Here is an 18,557-nt window from a genome sequence, read left to right on the forward strand (position 1 = left end):
TTTAGGAGAGCAGGGCTCGTAACCGAGGTTCCAGCAGGGCAAAGGCCCTACCGCGGTGGCCATGGGCTTTCTTGTCGCTCAGTGGCATCTCAGCGAAGGTGAGATCGGTTCCGCTCACTTCAAAGATCGGGTCGTAGCCAAAACCTCCTTCGCCGCGGGGGAGGGTGGTGATGCGGCCATCACAACGTCCCTCCACCTCAATCAACACGCTGCCATCGGGAGCGGCAACGCACAGCGCTGCGCAGAACTGCGCGTCACGCTCGCTGGTCTTGGACAGAGCGCTCAAAAGTTTGTTGATTCGTTCCGGGTCTGTCGGGGCGTACCGGGCTGAGTGCACGCCCGGAGCTCCCCCGAGGGCGTTCACGCTGAGTCCGGAATCATCGGCCAAAGCCCAGTGGCCGGTGGTGGTGGCCACCGCCTTGGCCTTGATCCGGGCATTGGCTGCAAAGGTGCTGCCGGTCTCTTCGACGTCCATACCCTCGGGCTGAGGCTGGACGTCGAGAGGAAGGTGTTGGAGCAAGCCCTGAAATTCACGGATCTTGCCGGCGTTTCCGCTGGCGATCACCAGGGTCCTCATGCGGCCTCGGCGTAATGCTTTGCCCAGGCCAGCACAGCGCCGACCCGATCGGCATCCGGGGCTTCGCAATACAGGCGCAAAAGGGGCTCCGTTCCCGAAAAGCGCAGCATCAGCCAATGGCTGGCGCCCATGCGCAGCTTGATGCCGTCCGTTGTGTTCACCTCAACCACCGCAGCCCCGGCAACCTCCTGGGGGGTGGAGCTCTCCAGCAGGGTCTCCAGGCGCCGCCGGGCCTCCATGTCCTGAAGCCGCAGGTCCAGCCGGTCGTAGTGGCTGGCACCACCGTGGTGCTGCTGCAGTGCGTCGAGGCGGCTGCCAAGGGGTTGGCCACCTTCCACCAGGGCTTCCAAGACAAGCATCGCGGCGAACAGGGCGTCCCGTTCCGGCAGGTGCATGCCGAAGCCCACCCCACCGGACTCTTCACCGCCGATCAGCACCTCACCCGCCAACATCTCGCTGGCGATGTACTTGAAGCCCACTGCCAGCTCGAGGACGTCACGGCCCTGGGCATCCGCCACCAGGCGCATCAGATCGGAACCGCTCACCGTTTTCACCACCGTTCCAGGCAGCTGGCGGGCCCTGGCGAGATGGTCGATCAGCAGGGGCATCAACAGCTGGGTGCTGCAGAATCGACCGTTTTCATCCACCGCGGCGATGCGATCGCCATCACCGTCGAACACCAGTCCCACAGCAGGGGTGCCGGCAGCCGTGGACTGCTGCACCGCTGTGATCAGGTCGCTGAGATAAGGCGCCAGGGGTTCCGGCGGATGGCCGCCGAACAGGGGATCACGATTGGTGCGGATCTCTTCCACCAGCTCTGAGGCTTCAGGGCCGAGCAGATCGCTGACACAGCCCGCTGCCGATCCATGCATCGGATCGACGATCACCCGCAGGTTCATCGCTTTGAGACCTGTCACCAAAGCGGTGAGGTCTAATTTACGACGCAAGCCCTCCAGATGCTCGCCCCGGCCGTCAAAGCAGTGGCTGGTGGCTGCAATGGGTGCGGTGATGCCGCCAGCCGCCAGTCGCCGCTCCACCGCTGCGGTGAAATCCCCTTCCACCGATCCGCCAAAGGGCCCTTTGATCTTCAGGCCAAGCCATTCGGGGGGGTTGTGGCTGGCGGTGATCACCAACGCTCCCAGGGCTTTCCGCTCCACCACAGCCCAGCTGCAGGCGGGCGTGGGAACGGGGGTGGAGGTGAGCAGTGGCTCCAGGTTGCAGCCACGCACGGCGCTGGCGATGGCTTCCGCCAGTTCCGGCGCCAGGAAGCGGCGATCGAAGCCGATCACCACAGTGCGGCTCCTCAGGCCCTCCGGTGCGCGATGGGTCAGTTCCTGTGCAGCGGCAGCTGCGACCGGCAGCAGCCGTTCCACGGTGATGTCCACGCCCAGCACGCCGCGCCAGCCGTCGGTGCCGAATTTGATCGGTGCAGGACTGAGGCGGAGTGGTGATGACGCCATGGCCGTGCGGTCAATGCTGAGGATTTAGCAGCTGGCAGCCGTAAGGTCGGCCCATGGGTGCCACCCCGCTTGCCGACAACGTTCTCACCGACCGTCTGCTGCGGAGCTGGCTGCGTTGCCGCCGCAAGGCCTGGCTCGATCGTTATGGGGATTCGTCCCTGCGTCAGTGGACGGCGCACCGCAATCTCCTGCTGGATGATCAGCAGCGCTGCTTCGTGGCGCTTCTGCCCCAGAAGCCTGGCCGAGGTGAGGCGGCCTGCGCTGCGGGGGCGGATGGCGTTGTCGGCCTGCGATTGAAGGGTGAAGGACCCGGCGGAGAAGCCCTGGAAGCGCACCCGCCTCTGCTGCTGCGGGTGAAAGGCACCAGCCGTTGGGGACCTTTTGCATACCAGCCGGTGCTGGCGCGTCAGGGCCGTCGCATGACGCGGGAACACCAGCTGCCCCTGGCGCTGATGGCTCTGCTGCTGGAGCAGGAGCAGCAGGCGCCGGTGACCGAGATGCTTGTGGTCGGTGGCGGAGGCCGTCGTCTCGAGCGGGACCGTGTTGGTCTGTCCGCTGGACTCCGCAAGCAACTGGGGGATGCGTTGCGCAAGCTGCGGCTGGATCTGCAGCGGCTGGAGCCGCCCGATCTGGCAGCGGACCGCCGCAAGTGCACTCTCTGCAGTTGGCGCCAGGTCTGCAACGGCGTCGCATCCCGAGAAGGTCACCTCAGCGAGGTGAGCGGCATCGGAGCCAAGCGTCGGGAGATGCTCCAGGAGCTCAATGTGCACGGTCTCGCTGATCTGGCGGCAGCCAACCCGGAGCAGTTGGCCACCGCGATGGAGCGCTTCGGTGAACAGCACGGCGATGTCGCCCGCAGCCTGGTGGCCCAGGCCCGCTGCCAGCGCAGTGGCCTGCCGGAACGGCTCAGCAGCACTCCGGCTCTGCCGGAACTGACATCGGCTCCGGGTGCGCTGCTTTACGACATCGAGTCCGACCCGGACGCCCGCCACGACTTCCTGCATGGCTTCTGGTGCCTGCCACGTGGCGGGGATGGAGGTTGGGATCCGGCAGCGGCGCGATATCAGCCCCTGCTGGTGTTGGCGGGCCATGGTGAGCCCCGCAGCTGGCAACGGATCGCTCGCTACATCGGGCGTTACAGCGACTGGCCGGTGCTTCATTACGGCGAAACCGAATCGCTGGCCCTGTTGCGGATGGCGCAGCGGCAAGGCGTCTCTGAGAGGCATCAGGCCCGGTTACGACGGCGCCTGGTGGATGTCCATGCCCGAATCCGCCAGCACTGGCGTTTACCTCTCAGCAGCTATGGCTTGAAGTCTGTGGCGGCCTGGCGTGGCTTTCAGTGGAGCCAGAGCGGTGTGGACGGTGCCCATGCCCTGCTCTGGTGGCGCCATTGGCAGGGGGAAGGACCCGATCGACGCGGCAGTTCCTATGCCCTGCGTTGGATTTTTCAGTACAACCGCGACGATTGCCGTGCTACGTGGGCCGTCGCCGACTGGCTTCGGCGTCAAGATCAGGAGGCTGGGGCCTGAAAGGCCGCTGGTGTCGCCAGAATCACAGCTTGATCGGCCGGCCCCTGCAAGGACGGAAGATCAAGGAACTGCCGACGCACCAGAGCCAGCCCCAGCGTGCCTTCGGGAGTGTTGAGGGCACTGGTGATGGTGCCGGCACGATCGGAGCCAACCTTGAGCTGATCGCCGGGTTGCAGGGGCTGGTCGCTGCGCCAGCAGCGCAGCTGTTGCTTCACACCTCCCTTGCCGGTGAGCTTGGCCATGGTCTCCTGACCCAGGTAGCAGCCTTTGTCGAGGCTGATGCGGTTGGTGAGACCCAACTCCAGGGGGTTCGTCTCACCATTCATTTCTTCCGGACCGGGTGGAAAGCCCTGTTGGAGGCGATGGCGTTCGAGAGCATCGTTCTCCAGGCGGAGGGATCCATGCAGTTCCTCAGGTAACGGCTGGTCGTCGCCGACCCAGAACGCCGGACCGGCAGGATCAAGGCCCTGCAGGCGCCGCTGAAGACTGGACGTGCCCAGCCGGACCCGATCGGCGGGAAAGATCACCTGATCGAAGCCGCGGCGGACGGCCTCTGCATCTCCCGCCAGCACGAGGACATCGGCACCTGTGGCGTCAAGTCGGAGCTCCAGCAGAGCCCGAAGCCGCCCCGTTGCCGTGAGCCAGCAGCTCTGCTGCAGGACTCCTGCCATCAGGCCTGAGAGATCAGCGGTGGTCTGCCCCTGCAGAAAGTCCTTGGCACCCATGCCCTCCAGCCGCAGCAGAGGAAAGGTTTGGTCCCAGTGGATGGTGGTCGTCATCAGCTGAGCTCCCGGGCGCAGTTGGACACCTCCGTCAGACGGAACAGGCTCACCAGGTCCAGGCCTGCCGCTGCCATGGCTTTGGCTCCTCCCTCTTCGCGGTCCACGATCGTGATCACTCTGTTGACCACATAGCCGGCTTCCTGCAGTTGATGCACGGCTTTCAGGGACGAGCCACCGGTGGTGACCACGTCCTCCAGCACAGTGATCAGAGCACCCTTCTGCGGCAAAGGACCCTCGAGCCAGGCGCCGGTGCCATGACCCTTGGCCTGTTTCCGCACGATCAAGGCATCCAGTGATCGATTCGCCAGGGCCGCCGCCATCGCGACACCACTGACAAGCGGGTCGGCACCGAGGGTCAGTCCTGCCACAGCAACCGCCTGAGCATCGACGTGATCAAGCATGGCTCTGCTGATCAGAGCCAGACCGGATCCGCTCAAGCTCACCGGTTTGCAATTCACGTAGTGCTCGCTCTCCCGTCCTGAGGCCAGCGTGAATTGACCATGGCGGTATGCCACCCGTGCCAGTCGCTCCAACAGACTGCGTCGGGCGTCGTCGTCGAAGCGGAACGCTGAGGTCATGGGACTGGCCGCACACACGAACATTCCTTAGTTTGCGATTAGCGGTGCTGAGCTCTTGAGATCCAGAACCCTGTGGTCTGCCCGTTGGCTGCTGGGCCTGGCTGTGGCCGGTGTTTCAACCGTGTTAGGCCCTATGGCTGCAGGCCCTGTGGTCTGCACGACAACGCTTGAAGCGCCAGACCTGTCGTCAGAGGTGATGGAGCCGGTTGAGGTCACCACATGTGCCCCGGTGGAGACCACCAGTGAGCTGGTGCAGCGTCGCCTCTACACCTGGACCGCTCCCTACGAACGCGGCGTTGATCTGGTGCATCAGATCTCCGATCTGTTCGGGATTGCGGTGGCGGGTGATGGCGGTACCCGGGTCATGGGTCTGGGATTCCCGGATCAGACCATCATCTGGGACGCCGCTGCCAGCAGCTCCACCACCCGGGCGCTGCTCGAGGAGCAAACCCCCGCACGCCCCTTGAGAACACGAGATCTGACCAACGGTTTCAACAGCAGCCTTGCCTTGAAGAGCGTTGATCTCGACCAGACCATGGATCCCGATCCGGTGTTTGCTGAACCTGATCTCGCGCCGCTGCAACCCCTGTGGTAACAATCGTGATGTTCAGGGGGTCTAGCAATCTGGTGAATGCAGCGAACTCATAATTCGCCTAAGGCGAGTTCGATCCTCGCGACCCCCATTCCCTTCGATTGATGCGGCTGCCACTGCTGGCCCTGCTTCTGCTGTTGCCGGCTTTCTTCGCCGCGGCAGAGGTTTCCCTCCTGCGACTGCGACCCAGTCGTGTTGATGTGCTGGTGGAGGAGGGCAAGGCCGGAGCGGCCTCCATTCATCGGTTGCAGCGTCGCCTGCGCCGTGCCCTGATGCTCTCTCAGTTCGGAGCGACGTTGGCCCTCGTGGCTCTGGGCTGGGCAGGTCGCGGGCTGGGATTGCGGCTTTGGCCTGACGGGACCGAAGGGGTGGTCTGGCTGGATACCAGCCTGTTCCTGGGGCTGGTGCTGTCAGCAACCCTTTTGGCTGGATTGCTGCCCAAGGCCTGGGTGCTGAGTCGGCCGGAACCTGCCGCTCTGCGCCTGGCTCCCCTGCTGGAGATGGCGATGCGTTGTCTGTCGCCGCTGCTCAACCTGCTCGAGGGTCTTGCGGCCGTCTTGCTGCGGTTGGTGGGCTTGACGCCGAAATGGGATGAACTGGTGCCTGCCCTCTCCGCCGGAGAGCTGGAAACCCTGGTGGAATCCGGACGTGTCACGGGTCTTTTCCCTGATGAACGCAGCATCCTCGAGGGTGTGTTTGCGTTGCGCGATACGCAGGTCAGGGAAGTGATGGTGCCCAGGTCCGGGATGGTGACGCTGTCTGTCGATGTCCGCTTCGCCGAGATGATGGAAGCCGTCCATCACACACGCCACGCTCGATTCCCGGTGATCGGGCAGTCCCTCGATGACGTGCGCGGTGTGTTGGATCTGCGGAGGATGGCTGAACCGATTGCCCGGGGAGAGCTGCGGGCTGATTCACTCTTGGAGCCCTATCTCCAGCCGGCTGTACGGGTGCTGGAGACCAGCACCCTGGCGGAGCTGCTACCGATGATCCGCAGTGGTCAGCCGCTGTTGCTGGTGGTGGATGAACACGGCGGCACGGAGGGCCTCGTAACAGCTGCGGATCTCAACGGAGAAATCGTTGGAGATGACCTCCAGGAGGACACCAAAGAGCCTGAGCTGCAGGAGGATGAGGATCAGCCTGGGGCTTGGCTGGCGGCCGGTGATCTTGAAATCTTTGAACTGAACCGGCAGTTGGAACTGGACTTGCCGGAAGCCGATGATCACCACACCCTGGCCGGGTTCCTGCTGGAACGCCTGCAACACATTCCCTCCCCTGGGGAAGCTCTGCGTTTCAACGGCTTGCAGTTTGAGATCACCGCCATGGCTGGGCCTCGGATAGAACGCGTCCGACTGGTCCTTCCGGATGCGTCCGAAGAAGAGGGCTGAAGCCAGATAACCTGCCTCCAATCACCCCGGTCTGTCGATGTCTGCCGACCCCATGCGTCCGGTCAAGGTCGGGGTCATCGGCATTGGAAACATGGGTTGGCACCACGCCAGGGTGCTGAGTCTGCTGAAAGACGCCGAACTTGTCGGTGTGGCGGATCTCGATGGCGATCGCGGTGCCTTGGCGGTGGAGCAATTCGGCTGCCGCTGGTTCGCTGACTACCGCACGATGCTCAGCGAGGTGGAAGCGGTTTGCATTGCCGTGCCCACCCTGCTGCATCACCCCGTTGGTCTGGCCTGCCTCGAGGCGGGGTTGCATGTGTTGATCGAAAAGCCGATCGCCGCCAGCCAGGACGAGGCCACCGCACTGATCGAAGCGGCCAGCGAGGCGGGCCGTCTGCTGCAGGTGGGTCATATCGAGAGGTTCAACCCCGCCTTTCGTGAACTCACCAAGGTGGTGGCCAATGAGGAGGTGGTGGTGCTCGAGGGGCGTCGCCACAGCCCCCACTCCGATCGGGCCAACGATGTGTCGGTGGTGCTGGATCTGATGATCCATGACATCGATCTCGTGCTGGAACTGGCGAAGGCACCGGTGGTGCGGCTTGCCGCCGCCGGTGGTCGCAGTGCCGAGGGCCCGATCGATTACGTCAATGCTACCCTGGGTTTCGAGAACGGTGTAGTGGCCAGCCTCACGGCCAGCAAGATGAGCCACCGCAAAATCCGCAGCCTGAGTGCCCACTGCCGTTCCAGCTTGGTGGAGACCGATTTTCTCAATCACACTCTGCACATCCATCGGCGCGCCCATGAGTGGTATTCCGCCGACCACGGTGAGCTGCTTTATCGCAATGACGGCTTCATTGAAGAGGTGAGCACCACCTCGATTGAACCGCTCTACGCCGAGCTGGAGCACTTCCTGCAGTGCGTGCGCGGCCGGGAAACCCCTGCCGTGGATGGTCTGCAGGCCTCGCGAGCGCTGAGGCTGGCGGACCTGATCGAGCAGGCGGTAGAGCATCCGGATACCGGTGCGCCCCTGCTGGCACCGATCTGATCACCCCGACGCGGATCAGACCAGCCCTTCCTGTTCGGCCAGTTCCCGCAATGCCGCCACCTGCCAACGGCGGCACTCAATGGGTGATGCCTTATAGAACTGCGTCCAGGCTCGGGCCTTGTGCTGGCTGTAGCTCGATGCGGTCAAGGCGGGATGGGTTTGTTGCCAGCCCACTCGCACGGCGTGGCCGATCACCACATCCAAGGCCAGATCGTCGTCGAACTGCACCTCGGGATTGGCTTCCACGAAAGCCATCAAGGACAAAAGGCACTCCGTGCAGAGCTGCCGGTACTCGGGCGCCTGGATGCGACTGAGCAGGTGCTCCACCAATGTGGCGAAGTTCTTTTCCCCCGCTGTCTTCTCGAGGATCAGGCGGCTGTTCAGTCGATTGCGGCGTTCCAGCTTGTCGCCGATCACAAGGCCGCGGCAGTGCTGCAGCAGCGACCAGATGCCGGCATAGAAATCTCTGGGCACCTTCTGCAGAGACCCCAGGCGGATGCGGTGCTGAAGCCAGTCGCCACCGCTGGGGGGCTGGTCGAGGGGATCCGGCACCCTCCACTGCACTCGGCCGGTGACATGCAGCTGCTCTCCGCGCTGCAGTGCCGCCCGGGCGTGCTCAACATCGCTGAGCAGTTGCCTGAGCCGATCCCGGATCAGATGCGGTGAGCTGCTGCATAACGCTTCAAAGGCCTCGTCCTGGCTGAGCTGCTGCTCCGCCGCCAGTTCAGAGGTGAGCAGCAGCAGCAGTTGGCTGAGTTGCAGGGTGAGGATCCCTTTCAGCAATCCGGGATCGCGCCGGGCCACGCCGTCCAGGGCCAGCAGCAGCTCCTGTTCCAGCATCCGCTCGCGGCCATCCACCCCGCTGGTCCGTGCAATCCGTTCGGCGATGGCGCTGCTGTCCAGCGGATGGCTGAGCCGTGCATCGGCGCTGTAGTTCCGGCCCACGACCACTTGTTTCTGACGCACCAACAGATCGGTCAGGGCGTCTTCCAGCTGAGGATGGACCATGCCCATCGCACCGGCGCAGCGCCGCACCACACTCCAGTCCTGGCAGCGCAGTCCGCGGTGATACACCTCCTCGAGCAATTGTTGAATCGTCACGCTGCGGCCCTGCGGACTGGTCTCGATGGCGCTGGCTCCGAAGCGTCGTTGCAATAGATCGAGAACGTCGGCCTGTTCATGCAGGGACTGGGTGTCCCACAACCGTGTCCGCAGAACGTCAGCATCGGTTTCATCGAGCTCCTGTTCTTCGGCGGCGGTGAGATCGCGCAGGTCGGTGGCCTCCTGGAGCAGATCGGATCGCTTCCGCTCGAGGGCCGACGGGTTGTTGTCATCGTCGGCGTACCCCTCTCGCAAGGGCACCCAACGGGCCTGCCTGGCCAGCTGACTCAGCCGGTCGAACTGCACAGGAATCTCCCCGATACGACCCGTGAGCAGCGTTTGTCCCAGCTGCAGGAACACCTCGGGGTGATGCTGGAACGATTCAGCGTTGATGGGAATCAGCAGCAGTGGGAGCCCAGGGCCTCGCCAGTGCCGCCTCAGCAGATGGAGTTCATCCACCACGCTGTCCTCCAGCTGAAGTGGATCGTCGGCCAGATAGCTGATGCTGTCTTCCAGCACCGCCGCCGTGAAGGCCAGGGTCTGTTCCCCCTGGCGGTAGAGCCGTGCCGAGTCCTCGGTTTCAATGCGCTGCAGGGGTTTGCCACTCAAGCCGAGCCTCGCGTTGGCCCCGATGCAGCACCATTGGGCTGCCAGAGCATCCGAGGGCTGGATGGTGATCTCGTCACCCCTGTCCAGCGGCAGTCCGGCATCGATCAGAGCCTGTCGAACGGAGGCCGTTTCGGCTGCAAAAGCCACGAGCACCGCATCAGTTCCGAGCCCCTGGGCGTTTCGCCGTTCGCAGGGATCGAGATCCTCAGGGGTGATCAATCCCTCCAGCAGCATTTCGCCAAGCCAGGCCAGACTTTGGGTCCAGATCAGCGGAAGATTGCTGTTGGCCTGACGAGGTTGGCTGCCTGGCCTGCTCCGTTCCGCCTCGACCCGGTCGGCGGCCACTTGATACAGCTCGGGATAGAGCGCTTCCCCATCCCGATGCACGGCCAGGGCTGTTAGTTTGTTCTGCCAGGTGCGGGCGTCCTGCCAGCGTTCCTCGCAGCAGGCGGTCACCAGTTCAAAAGCCAGAAACAGGGGCCACTCCGATTCAATCCCTTCGAACTGGGCCAGCTCCTCCGGTTCGTAGTGGAGACGATTGACGTCTTCCACGGCGGTCTGATGGCCGTCCCGAAGAAAACGCTTGTAGCCATAGGCGCCGCCCAGTTCCCGTCGCACCCGTCGCAGAGTTCGCTGCACCAGGTCCCGGTCCTCGATGGCCCAGGCCGGGAAGCCCACCACGGACAGGCAGGCGCTGTCGGCTTCCTTGCTGGAGGATTCCCGCGGCAGCAGGCTCTCCAGGGCCCGCCGCAGACGGACCACAGCCCCCTGGGGAATCAGCAGCTGGCACGACCCATCGCCATGGACCCCGAATAGGTCCAGGTCCTCCAGGGCTTCCAGGGCGGCCTTCGCCATGCCGATGGAGCTGGAATTGCGCTCCGGCTTGCCGTTGTTTCCCTTGTCACCCCGTTCCCAGATGCCGTAGTCGGGGGTCCGATACGCCCGGGCGACGTAATACACCAGGTTCTGGATGAAATCCACCTCATCCCGGCTCTGGATCACCGTGCAGCCACCGCGGGTGAGTTGAGCCAGCTGCAGCAGAAAGAGAGAGGTGGCATCGAGCTGGAGATGTCCCCATGCGTCATCTGCCACCACCGGATCACCGCTGCTGCTGTCGTATTTCGCGTGCAGAGCGTCGAGGGGGTCGAGGCTGACCTTGAAGCGCTCCACTTTGTTGGCCTGCCGCAGCATGGCCCGCAGCAATCCCCGCATCAGGGCGATCACCCGTTGCTCCAGCTCCCAGGCCCGCCGATCGTGGGAGCCACGGCGGCGACGGTGTGCCAGGGCCAGGGCCCAGACGCACTGCACGGAGTACACACAGTCCCGCACCCAGGCATCGCCGTAGTTGCCGTGAACGGTGTGGGCCGTGCTGGCGGGCAGCAACCCGCTGACGGGGTCCTGGCGCTGCAGCACCACTTGCTCGATCGAATGATCGAGACGCTCCAGGATGTTGTCCCGCTGATCCTGATCCGGTTGGGTCTGTGTTGCCGTCACCACCATGACCCGCCTTGTCACCGCTTCTAAATTCTCCAATGCAGCCCTTCGGCGATGGATTCAGTCACCACCACTCCAGATGACCGCCACAGGTACAGGGTTCTCGGCATCCCCGTGGACGTTTGCCGTGATGTTCAGGCTGCTGCCATCGGACTTCATGCACGCGGTGGTGGTCGCATCGTCACCCTCAACGCTGAGATGACGATGACGGCCCGCACTCTTCCGGAGCTGGGCCATGCCATCGAAGGGGCTGACCTGGTCATCCCCGATGGAGCGGGTGTGGTCTGGGCCTTGGCCCGGCAGCGGGTGAGCGTGGTCAAGACCGCGGGCATCGAACTCGCCTGGACGCTTCTCGGGTATGCCGCAGCCCATGGCTGGCGGGTGGCCCTGGTGGGCGCTGCGCCTGCGGTGATGGACCGTCTTCGGACATCACTCCCGGAGCGACTTCCAGGCCTGAATCTCGTGATGGCTGTAGATGGTTATCAACCGGCGGAAGCCTGGGATTCCATTGAGGCTCAGCTCAAACGGCTTAAGCCCGACCTTGTGCTCGTGGCCCTTGGTGTTCCGCGCCAAGAAACTTGGTCTGAGCGGTTGGGCTCAGACCAACAAGGACTCTGGATGGGGGTCGGCGGAAGCTTCGATGTCTGGGCCGGCGTCAAGAGACGTGCACCTGCATGGATGTGCCGATACCGCGTTGAGTGGTTGTATCGCCTGATTCAGGAGCCCACGCGCTGGAGGCGAATGCTCTCGTTGCCTGCATTCGCCTGGGCTGTTCTGAAGGGACGCTGATCAGCGGAAACCGACGGAGGCCTGCCAGACGAAGGCCAGCAGTAGGAAGAACACCGGGATCAGAGGAAGAATGTCGATCAGCGGAGAGAAGGCCTGATAGGCCTCGGGCAGCTGAGCCAGCAGGTCGAGGGTGAAGGCGGCCATCCCTAGTGTTCAAAAGGCGTTGGGCTGGACGCTACCACGTGTGATGGGCAGGTGAGCCTGGCTCCCAGGGAGCGAAATCCTCTGAAAAACACCCGTCCCGGATGGCCTGCGCCATAGCGGTGGTAAAACGCACCAGCTGGGTGATGTTGTGAATGCTCAGCAAAGTGAGGCCCAGCAGTTCCTCGCTGCGGATCAAATGATGCAGATAGGCCCGGGTGTGTCCGGTGCAAGCCACACAGGAGCAACTCGGATCCAGGGGTGTGTGGTCGTGCCGGAAGCGGGCATTACGGAGGTTCCAGCGCTCGCCATTGACCAGGGCTGTGCCGTGGCGCCCCAGGCGGGTGGGCAAGACGCAGTCGAACAGGTCGATGCCGTTGGCCACGGCGATGGCCATCTCCCGCAGGGTGCCGATGCCCATCAGGTATCGCGGTTTGTGGGTTGGGAGCAGGGGCGTGACGTCTCGCACGATGCGATGCATTTCCTCCACCGGCTCGCCGACGCTGACGCCGCCGACGGCAATCCCCGGCAAGTCGAAGTCGGCCACGGCTCGAGCACTCTCGCGGCGCAGATGGGGAAAGCATCCGCCCTGAACGATGCCGAACAGAGCCTGGTCTTCCCGCGTGTGCGCTTCAACGCAGCGGGCCAGCCAGGCGTGGGTGCGCCGGCAGGCATCGATCACGTCGTTTTCGGTGGCGGGATAGGGCGGACACTGGTCAAAAGCCATGGCCACGTCCGCCCCCAGGGCCATCTGGATCTGCGTGGCGTGTTCCGGCGTCATGTCGATGGTGCGTCCATCGCGGGGGTTTCGGAACACCACCCCACGGTCATCGATTTTGTTGAGGTCCCCCAGGCTGAACACCTGAAAGCCGCCGGAGTCGGTGAGCATCGGGCCGTCCCAGCCCATGAACCGGTGCAACCCCCCGGCTGCCGCCACGATCTCTTCGCCGGGTTGCAGATGCAGGTGATAGGTGTTGGAGAGCACCATCTGAGCCCCGGTGCGGCCCAGTTGCTCGATGCTGATCCCCTTGACGGTGGCGAGTGTGCCCACGGGCATGAATCGGGGCGTGTGCACCGGTCCATGGGGTGTGTGAAAGCAGCCACAGCGGGCAGCGGTCTTGGCGCAATGGGCGCTGATCTCGAAGCCGAACAAGGCAAGGACCCCCCTGCCTCGACCCTACGGTGAGACCCGGACCGTTCAACAGAGCCATCGCCCGGAGCGTCTCCCCCTGGTTGTCAGATCTGGCGGGAGCCTGGATCTTTTACAGCGTGCTGCCGGCCTGGCCCTGGCCGTCGCCACGGTTCCATCGCATCGCCAGATTCGCCTCCTGGATCGGCCTGGTGATCGGTGCCCTGCAAGCCCTGCTCTGCTGGGGACTGCTTCAGCTCGGTTGGACCATCAGCGCTGCAGCGCCCATGGCGATCGCCCTCGGCATCTGGCTCAGCGGTGGCCTGCATCACGATGGTCTGATGGACACGGCCGATGGTCTGGCGGCTGGCCAGGAGCGTTGTCTGGAGGCGATGGAGGACAGCCGGGTAGGGGCCAGCGGTGTGCTCGCTCTGGTCATGGTGCTCATGCTGCAGCTTGGCGCCCTGATCGAGCTGGGTCTCGCAGCGCCAGCGGCCCTGGTCATGGCTGGGGTCTGGAGCCGAGTGGCACCGCTGTGGGCCATGGCCCGTTTTCAGTACCTACGCCGCGATGGAACCGCCGGATTCCATCGGCGCCATGGACGACCCCTCTGGGATGCTCTCCCCAGTGCAGCCGTGCTTCTGGTGCTGGCCATGCTGCAGACCCCGGTCATGGTGCTGGCGGGAGCTCCCGTTGCGCTGGTGGTGGCGGAGGGCCTCGGTCGGCGCCTGGGGGGCCACACCGGCGACAGTTATGGCGCGGTGCTGGTGCTCACGGAAACCCTCACGCTCGTGCTGTTGGCTCTGGCCACCTGAGCTGAAAAGCATTCCCCTGGTCTGGCAGCTCTGCTGCCAGGCGCGACGGCTCAACGCAGAGTTCAAGCCTTCCTCCATCACGTTCCGCCAGTTGACGGGCGAGGGCGAGCCCCAGGCCGGTGCCCGGACGTTCACGACCACGAAGGCCCCGCACCCCCTCCTGGAAGATCGCCTCCCGTTCATGCACGTCGATCGCCGGGCCGCCATCCCAGACGCATAAGCCGTCCGGCAAAGGCGTCAGTCCGATGGCTGTGCCGGGGGGGCTGTAGCGGAAGGCATTTTCCAGAAGGTTCGCCACGATTTCCGCAGTGGCCGCGATCTCTGCTGATTCAGAGGCCCAGGCCGGCCAGATCTCAGGCCCGTGCCACGGCCGGCCTTGCAGCGTGGCCATGGCCATGGCTCGCTCGATCAACGGCATCAGCTGCTGCTTGAGGCTGGTGTCCACGGCGCTGGTGTCCGGCGGAAGCAGCAGGGGTGCAGGCTCGGGCTGACGTCCGCTCAGGGCTGGTTGCCCGATGCTGTCGAGGGCATTGACATAGCGATTGAGCTGGTTCTGCTCCGCCAGCATTCCTTCGACGAGCGGGCGATGTTCGCTGCTGCTTTCGAGCCGCCTCAGCAGCAACTGGGCGTAGGTGCGCAGCGCTGAGAGGGGATTGCGCAGCTGATGAACCATGGTGCGCAGCTGGGTTTGCTGCTGATCCAAGGCACTGCGCAGCTGAAGGCATTCGAGGTCTGTCGCCAGCCCATGACTGAGGGCAGCAGCGCCATCCCGCAGTTGCTGGTCCCGTTGCGGATGCCACGCTTCGGCAGGGCCAAGGTCGGCGCGCAGGGCTCCCAGGATCAGGTCCCCATCGCGTAAGGGGTACCAGCGGCGCTCCTGAGCTGGACGCCGCAGCTCGGGATCCGCATCGGCGGGGGGAAGTGATCGATCTGCAGCCGACACCTGTCGAATCAGAAAAAGGGGGGGGTGGTCCTTGTCCCCTGTCTGGCTGATGTAGAGGGCGAGATGCTGGTAGCCGTGGTTTCGGTTTAGTTGCTCCAGCTGCTGCTCCGCAAAGGTCAGGAAGCGTTCCGTCAGCTGCAATGGGCCAGGTGGGCGGATGGACACAGAGCCACGGAGCAATGGTTAAGGGGACTTGAAAATTCTAGGAAAAGTCTTAATATCCATTTATAGACCGGTCCGCTGTTCGTCAAGAGCAGACGCCCGCCAACCCTTGTATCGGTTGCATTTCTGTTGCGACCAAAGTTACAGCAGAGGCTGAAGCGTTCTTTGCTGGGTGCCGTTTCCGGCATCGCCATTGGTGTTGGTGATCTTCTGAATGGCTGAGGGTTGCCCGCAGCCGTTGCATGACGCGGTCTGAAGACGCCTTTGCGTCGACCAGCCCCAGGTAATGACGGAAGGTTTCGGCCTCTCCGGTCCCCTTCTCTCTTCTCTTACTCACTGTTCACCGGAGTTCGACCATGTCCAAAAAGCGCAAGCGCATCAGCCGCCGTCGTCTGGCGGGGCAACGGGTCCTCGCCCATGTGTCCACCCATCACCTGGAAACCGGTGAGTACAAGCCCGTAACGGCAGCCCGCCGTTACATCGCAGAGGCCGGATTGGTGCCTCCTGCTCTGCTCAATGTGCGTCGCAACGAACACACCACCGATCGCTTCTTCTGGGGCGAGAAGGGTTTGTTCAGCGCTCAGTACGCCGAAGAAAATCACTTTCTCTTCCCCTCCTTGCGCACCATCGTCGATTCGATCGGTGAAGACACCCTGTTCGAAGGGCTTGATTTCGCCGCCGATGATTGGGAGGAGATGGAAGAGTACGAATACGCCTTCGTTTGAATCAGGACCCAGCGAGGATCTGGTTCAGAAACGACGCCAACGGTTGCATCATCTCCTCTGGGATGGTGTGACCGTTTTCAAATGTGATGGTCCAACAGCGGTCGGGCTGAAGACGTTCAGCGATGGCATCCAAGGCGTTTTGCGGCACGATCGTGTCCTGAAGGCCATGCATCGCCAGCACATGGGGATGGTGCGCCGGGGGCTGCCAGTCGGGGTGGGGGTAGCCGCTGCAGGAGATCACCCCAGCAATGGGTAGGTTGCAGCCGCAGTGGAGTGCCATGGCGCCGCCCTGGGAGAAACCCAGCAACACGGTGCGGCCCATCGGTGCTCCTTGGCTGCTGATCGTCTGCAGCCGCCGCTGAAGCGCCTCGATGGCTGATGGCACGGCGTCCCAGTCGGCAGGGAAGAGGCCATACCACTGGCGGCCGGGTGGTTGCGGATGGAGGTGGGGAGCCTCCAGCGCCATCACTTCCATGGAGTGATCCATGGCGTTGGCGAGGGATCGCCCCAGTGGTTCCAGATCATCGGCCGTGGCCCCCCAGCCGTGAAGCAACACCAGGCGACTGTTCATCCGTTGTCCCGTAACCCTGCTGCGTAGGTTGGCTCAGGACCCAGTCGTCTCGAAATCCATGGCTCCTTTTGCGCTGCTGAGCGTGTCCGACAAAAACGGCATCGTGCCGCTGGCGGAAACGTTGCATCGCACCCATGGATATCAGCTTCTCTCCAGCGGTGGGACCGCCAAAGTTCTGGAGGATGCCGGTCTCCCCGTGACCCGCGTGTCCGAGCACACCGGAGCTCCTGAGATTCTTGGCGGTCGGGTGAAGACGCTGCACCCCCGGGTGCATGGCGGAATCCTCGCCAAGCGAGGGGATGCAGCCCATCAGGCTGATCTCGAGCAGCAGGGCATCCCCGCCATCGATCTGGTGGTGGTGAATCTTTACCCCTTCCGGGAAACGGTGGCCAAGCCTGATGTCACCTGGAGTCAGGCCATCGAGAACATCGACATCGGGGGGCCGGCGATGGTTCGTGCCGCCGCGAAGAACCATGCCGATGTGGCGGTGCTCACCAGCCCTGACCAATACGACCGTCTGTTGACTGCCATGTCGGAGACGGGCGGGAGCGTGCCTTCAGAGCTGCGGCGCCAGCTGGCCCTCGAGGCGTTTCAGCACACCGCTGCTTACGACAGCGCGATCAGCCGTTGGATGGCTGCCGAGGTCGAGCTTGAATCCAGCCCCTGGCTTGAGGCGTTGCCCCTGCGCCAGACCCTGCGTTACGGGGAGAATCCACACCAGAAGGCGCGCTGGTTCAGCCATCCCCGTCAGGGTTGGGGAGGCGCGATTCAGCTGCAGGGCAAGGAGCTCAGCACCAACAATCTGTTGGATCTGGAGAATGCCTTGGCCACGGTGCGCGAGTTTGGCTACGGCCCGAACGCCGTTGGACCGGCTGCGGTGGTGGTCAAGCACACCAATCCCTGTGGTGTGGCGGTGGGACCGGCCGTGGCTTCTGCCCTGACTCGAGCGCTGGATGCTGATCGCGTCAGTGCCTTTGGTGGCATCGTGGCGATCAACGGTCCTGTGGAGGCCGCTGCAGCAAGGGAACTCACCACGTTGTTCCTGGAATGCGTGGTGGCACCAACCTTCTCTCCGGAAGCCAGAGAAATTCTCGCCGCCAAGGCCAATCTCAGGCTTCTGGAGTTGTCGCCGGAGGCTATCGCCGCTGCGGGCCCCGACCATGTCCGCAGCATCCTTGGGGGCTTGTTGGTCCAGGACCTCGATGACCAAGCCATCACTCCCGATCAGTGGACGGTGGCGACCCAGAGGCCACCCACCGCGCAGGAAAAGCAGGATCTCGAATTCGCCTGGCGTTTGGTGCGGCATGTGCGCTCCAACGCCATTGTTGTGGCAAAGGATGGACAGAGCCTTGGGGTGGGTGCCGGCCAGATGAATCGCGTGGGCTCAGCGCGGATTGCCCTGGAGGCGGCAGGCAATCAAGCCAAGGGAGCCGTTCTCGCCAGTGATGGCTTCTTCCCCTTTGACGACACGGTGCGTCTGGCAGCCAGCCACGGCATCTCCGCCGTGATTCATCCCGGCGGGAGCATGCGCGATGGCGATTCGATCAAGGCCTGCGACGAGCTCGGTCTGGCGATGCAGCTCACCGGACGCCGCCATTTTCTGCACTGACGCTGGTGGGGGCCGCCGGCCCCCTAGCCTCGCAACACTGAAGAGTTCCCTTCGATGCTGGCCACCCTTCCTTTCGCCCTTAACTTCGCGCATCCCCTCACCGAATGGGGCCTGTTGGCCATGGGTGGCTGGGCTCTCTACCTGGGGATCAAGGCCAAGAAAACCCGTACCGGGACGCCAGAGCAGCGCAAGGAACTGGTCAAGGGCAAATTCGCTCAGCGTCACTACCTCTGGGGAAGCATCCTGCTGGCGGTTATGACCGTGGGCACCCTTGGAGGCATGGCGGTGACCTACCTGAACAACGGCAAGCTGTTCGTCGGACCTCACCTGCTGGTGGGTCTGGCCATGACCGGGATGATCGCCGTGGCTGCGTCCCTGTCACCGCTGATGCAACGGGGCAACATGATTGCCCGTAAGGCCCACGTTGGTTTGAACATGGGCACGCTCACCCTGTTCCTCTGGCAGGCGGTCAGCGGAATGGAGATCGTCAACAAGATTTGGGCCAACCGCTGACGACG

At 63.8% G+C, this 18,557-nt stretch carries 18 protein-coding genes and 1 tRNA gene; 10 read left to right on the plus strand and 9 right to left on the minus strand.

What is annotated here, in order from left to right; translation table 11 throughout:
- Nucleotide 1 precedes the first annotated feature (1 nt).
- On the minus strand, nucleotides 2-577 hold the full coding sequence (gene rdgB, locus SynA1528_RS01285; RefSeq protein WP_186587349.1) for an RdgB/HAM1 family non-canonical purine NTP pyrophosphatase: 576 nt from the start codon (nucleotides 575-577) through the stop codon (nucleotides 2-4).
- A complete protein-coding gene (locus SynA1528_RS01290; RefSeq protein WP_186587350.1) occupies nucleotides 574-2,037 on the minus strand; it encodes a phosphoglucomutase/phosphomannomutase family protein in 1,464 nt (487 codons plus the stop codon). Before SynA1528_RS01290 ends, rdgB begins: the two co-directional genes overlap by 4 nt.
- A gap of 53 nt (nucleotides 2,038-2,090) precedes the next feature.
- On the opposite strand from SynA1528_RS01290, the gene SynA1528_RS01295 reads away from it, so the two are divergent.
- Nucleotides 2,091-3,566 carry a TM0106 family RecB-like putative nuclease gene (locus SynA1528_RS01295; RefSeq protein ID WP_186587351.1) on the plus strand — a complete coding sequence of 492 codons (1,476 nt, stop codon included), beginning with the start codon at nucleotides 2,091-2,093 and terminating at the stop codon, nucleotides 3,564-3,566.
- Here SynA1528_RS01295 and ygfZ read toward each other — a convergent pair.
- Nucleotides 3,548-4,345: a CAF17-like 4Fe-4S cluster assembly/insertion protein YgfZ gene (gene ygfZ / locus SynA1528_RS01300; RefSeq protein ID WP_186587352.1), complete on the minus strand. Its 798-nt coding sequence runs from the start codon at nucleotides 4,343-4,345 to the stop codon at nucleotides 3,548-3,550. The genes SynA1528_RS01295 and ygfZ overlap by 19 nt on opposite strands.
- Nucleotides 4,345-4,926, minus strand: coding sequence for an orotate phosphoribosyltransferase (pyrE, locus tag SynA1528_RS01305; RefSeq protein WP_186587353.1), 582 nt, complete (start codon nucleotides 4,924-4,926; stop codon nucleotides 4,345-4,347). Before pyrE ends, ygfZ begins: the two co-directional genes overlap by 1 nt.
- Before the next feature lie 55 nt (nucleotides 4,927-4,981).
- On the opposite strand from pyrE, the gene SynA1528_RS01310 reads away from it, so the two are divergent.
- From SynA1528_RS01310 to SynA1528_RS01325, 4 genes are all read left to right on the plus strand, one after another.
- Nucleotides 4,982-5,521 carry a hypothetical protein gene (locus tag SynA1528_RS01310; protein ID WP_186587354.1) on the plus strand — a complete coding sequence of 180 codons (540 nt, stop codon included), beginning with the start codon at nucleotides 4,982-4,984 and terminating at the stop codon, nucleotides 5,519-5,521.
- Nucleotides 5,522-5,536: 15 nt separating this feature from the next.
- Nucleotides 5,537-5,609, plus strand: a tRNA-Ile gene (locus SynA1528_RS01315).
- Between the two features lie 13 nt (nucleotides 5,610-5,622).
- On the plus strand, nucleotides 5,623-6,906 hold the full coding sequence (locus SynA1528_RS01320) for a hemolysin family protein (protein ID WP_186587355.1): 1,284 nt from the start codon (nucleotides 5,623-5,625) through the stop codon (nucleotides 6,904-6,906).
- A 37-nt stretch (nucleotides 6,907-6,943) separates the two neighbouring features.
- Complete coding sequence (locus tag SynA1528_RS01325) at nucleotides 6,944-7,951, plus strand: Gfo/Idh/MocA family protein (protein ID WP_186587356.1); 1,008 nt, start codon at nucleotides 6,944-6,946, stop codon at nucleotides 7,949-7,951.
- 15 nt (nucleotides 7,952-7,966) lie between these two features.
- On the opposite strand, the gene SynA1528_RS01330 is transcribed toward SynA1528_RS01325, so the two are convergent.
- Nucleotides 7,967-11,161 (minus strand): glycoside hydrolase family 15 protein, encoded by a 3,195-nt coding sequence (locus SynA1528_RS01330; RefSeq protein WP_186587357.1) that lies wholly within the window; start codon nucleotides 11,159-11,161, stop codon nucleotides 7,967-7,969.
- A 48-nt stretch (nucleotides 11,162-11,209) separates the two neighbouring features.
- On the opposite strand from SynA1528_RS01330, the gene SynA1528_RS01335 reads away from it, so the two are divergent.
- Entirely contained in the window at nucleotides 11,210-11,944 is a 735-nt protein-coding gene (locus SynA1528_RS01335) for a WecB/TagA/CpsF family glycosyltransferase (protein WP_186587358.1), read from the plus strand.
- Here the strand turns inward: SynA1528_RS01335 and SynA1528_RS01340 are convergent, their stop codons facing one another.
- Complete coding sequence (locus tag SynA1528_RS01340) at nucleotides 11,945-12,088, minus strand: photosystem II reaction center protein K (RefSeq protein ID WP_025362038.1); 144 nt, start codon at nucleotides 12,086-12,088, stop codon at nucleotides 11,945-11,947.
- A 31-nt stretch (nucleotides 12,089-12,119) separates the two neighbouring features.
- Entirely contained in the window at nucleotides 12,120-13,238 is a 1,119-nt protein-coding gene (gene tgt / locus SynA1528_RS01345; RefSeq protein ID WP_186587359.1) for a tRNA guanosine(34) transglycosylase Tgt, read from the minus strand.
- A gap of 29 nt (nucleotides 13,239-13,267) precedes the next feature.
- On the opposite strand from tgt, the gene SynA1528_RS01350 reads away from it, so the two are divergent.
- The gene (locus SynA1528_RS01350) at nucleotides 13,268-14,029 is read left to right on the plus strand and encodes an adenosylcobinamide-GDP ribazoletransferase (protein WP_186587360.1); all 762 of its coding nucleotides are present in this window, start codon (nucleotides 13,268-13,270) and stop codon (nucleotides 14,027-14,029) included.
- Here the strand turns inward: SynA1528_RS01350 and SynA1528_RS01355 are convergent.
- Nucleotides 13,998-15,137: a sensor histidine kinase gene (locus SynA1528_RS01355; protein ID WP_286187852.1), complete on the minus strand. Its 1,140-nt coding sequence runs from the start codon at nucleotides 15,135-15,137 to the stop codon at nucleotides 13,998-14,000. The genes SynA1528_RS01350 and SynA1528_RS01355 overlap by 32 nt on opposite strands.
- A 353-nt stretch (nucleotides 15,138-15,490) precedes the next feature.
- Between SynA1528_RS01355 and SynA1528_RS01360 the strand changes: the two genes are divergently transcribed.
- Nucleotides 15,491-15,859, plus strand: coding sequence for a DUF3155 domain-containing protein (locus tag SynA1528_RS01360; RefSeq protein WP_186587361.1), 369 nt, complete (start codon nucleotides 15,491-15,493; stop codon nucleotides 15,857-15,859).
- Nucleotide 15,860: 1 nt separating this feature from the next.
- Here the strand turns inward: SynA1528_RS01360 and SynA1528_RS01365 are convergent, their stop codons facing one another.
- On the minus strand, nucleotides 15,861-16,430 hold the full coding sequence (locus tag SynA1528_RS01365; RefSeq protein ID WP_186587362.1) for an alpha/beta hydrolase: 570 nt from the start codon (nucleotides 16,428-16,430) through the stop codon (nucleotides 15,861-15,863).
- 58 nt (nucleotides 16,431-16,488) lie between these two features.
- Here SynA1528_RS01365 and purH point away from each other — a divergent pair, with 58 nt between their 5' ends.
- The gene (gene purH / locus SynA1528_RS01370; protein ID WP_186587363.1) at nucleotides 16,489-18,039 is read left to right on the plus strand and encodes a bifunctional phosphoribosylaminoimidazolecarboxamide formyltransferase/IMP cyclohydrolase; all 1,551 of its coding nucleotides are present in this window, start codon (nucleotides 16,489-16,491) and stop codon (nucleotides 18,037-18,039) included.
- 54 nt (nucleotides 18,040-18,093) lie between these two features.
- Nucleotides 18,094-18,552 carry a DUF4079 domain-containing protein gene (locus SynA1528_RS01375; RefSeq protein WP_186587364.1) on the plus strand — a complete coding sequence of 153 codons (459 nt, stop codon included), beginning with the start codon at nucleotides 18,094-18,096 and terminating at the stop codon, nucleotides 18,550-18,552.
- Nucleotides 18,553-18,557 lie beyond the last annotated feature (5 nt).

Source organism: Synechococcus sp. A15-28, from assembly GCF_014280175.1.
In the GTDB taxonomy this organism is placed as follows: Bacteria; Cyanobacteriota; Cyanobacteriia; order PCC-6307; family Cyanobiaceae; genus Parasynechococcus.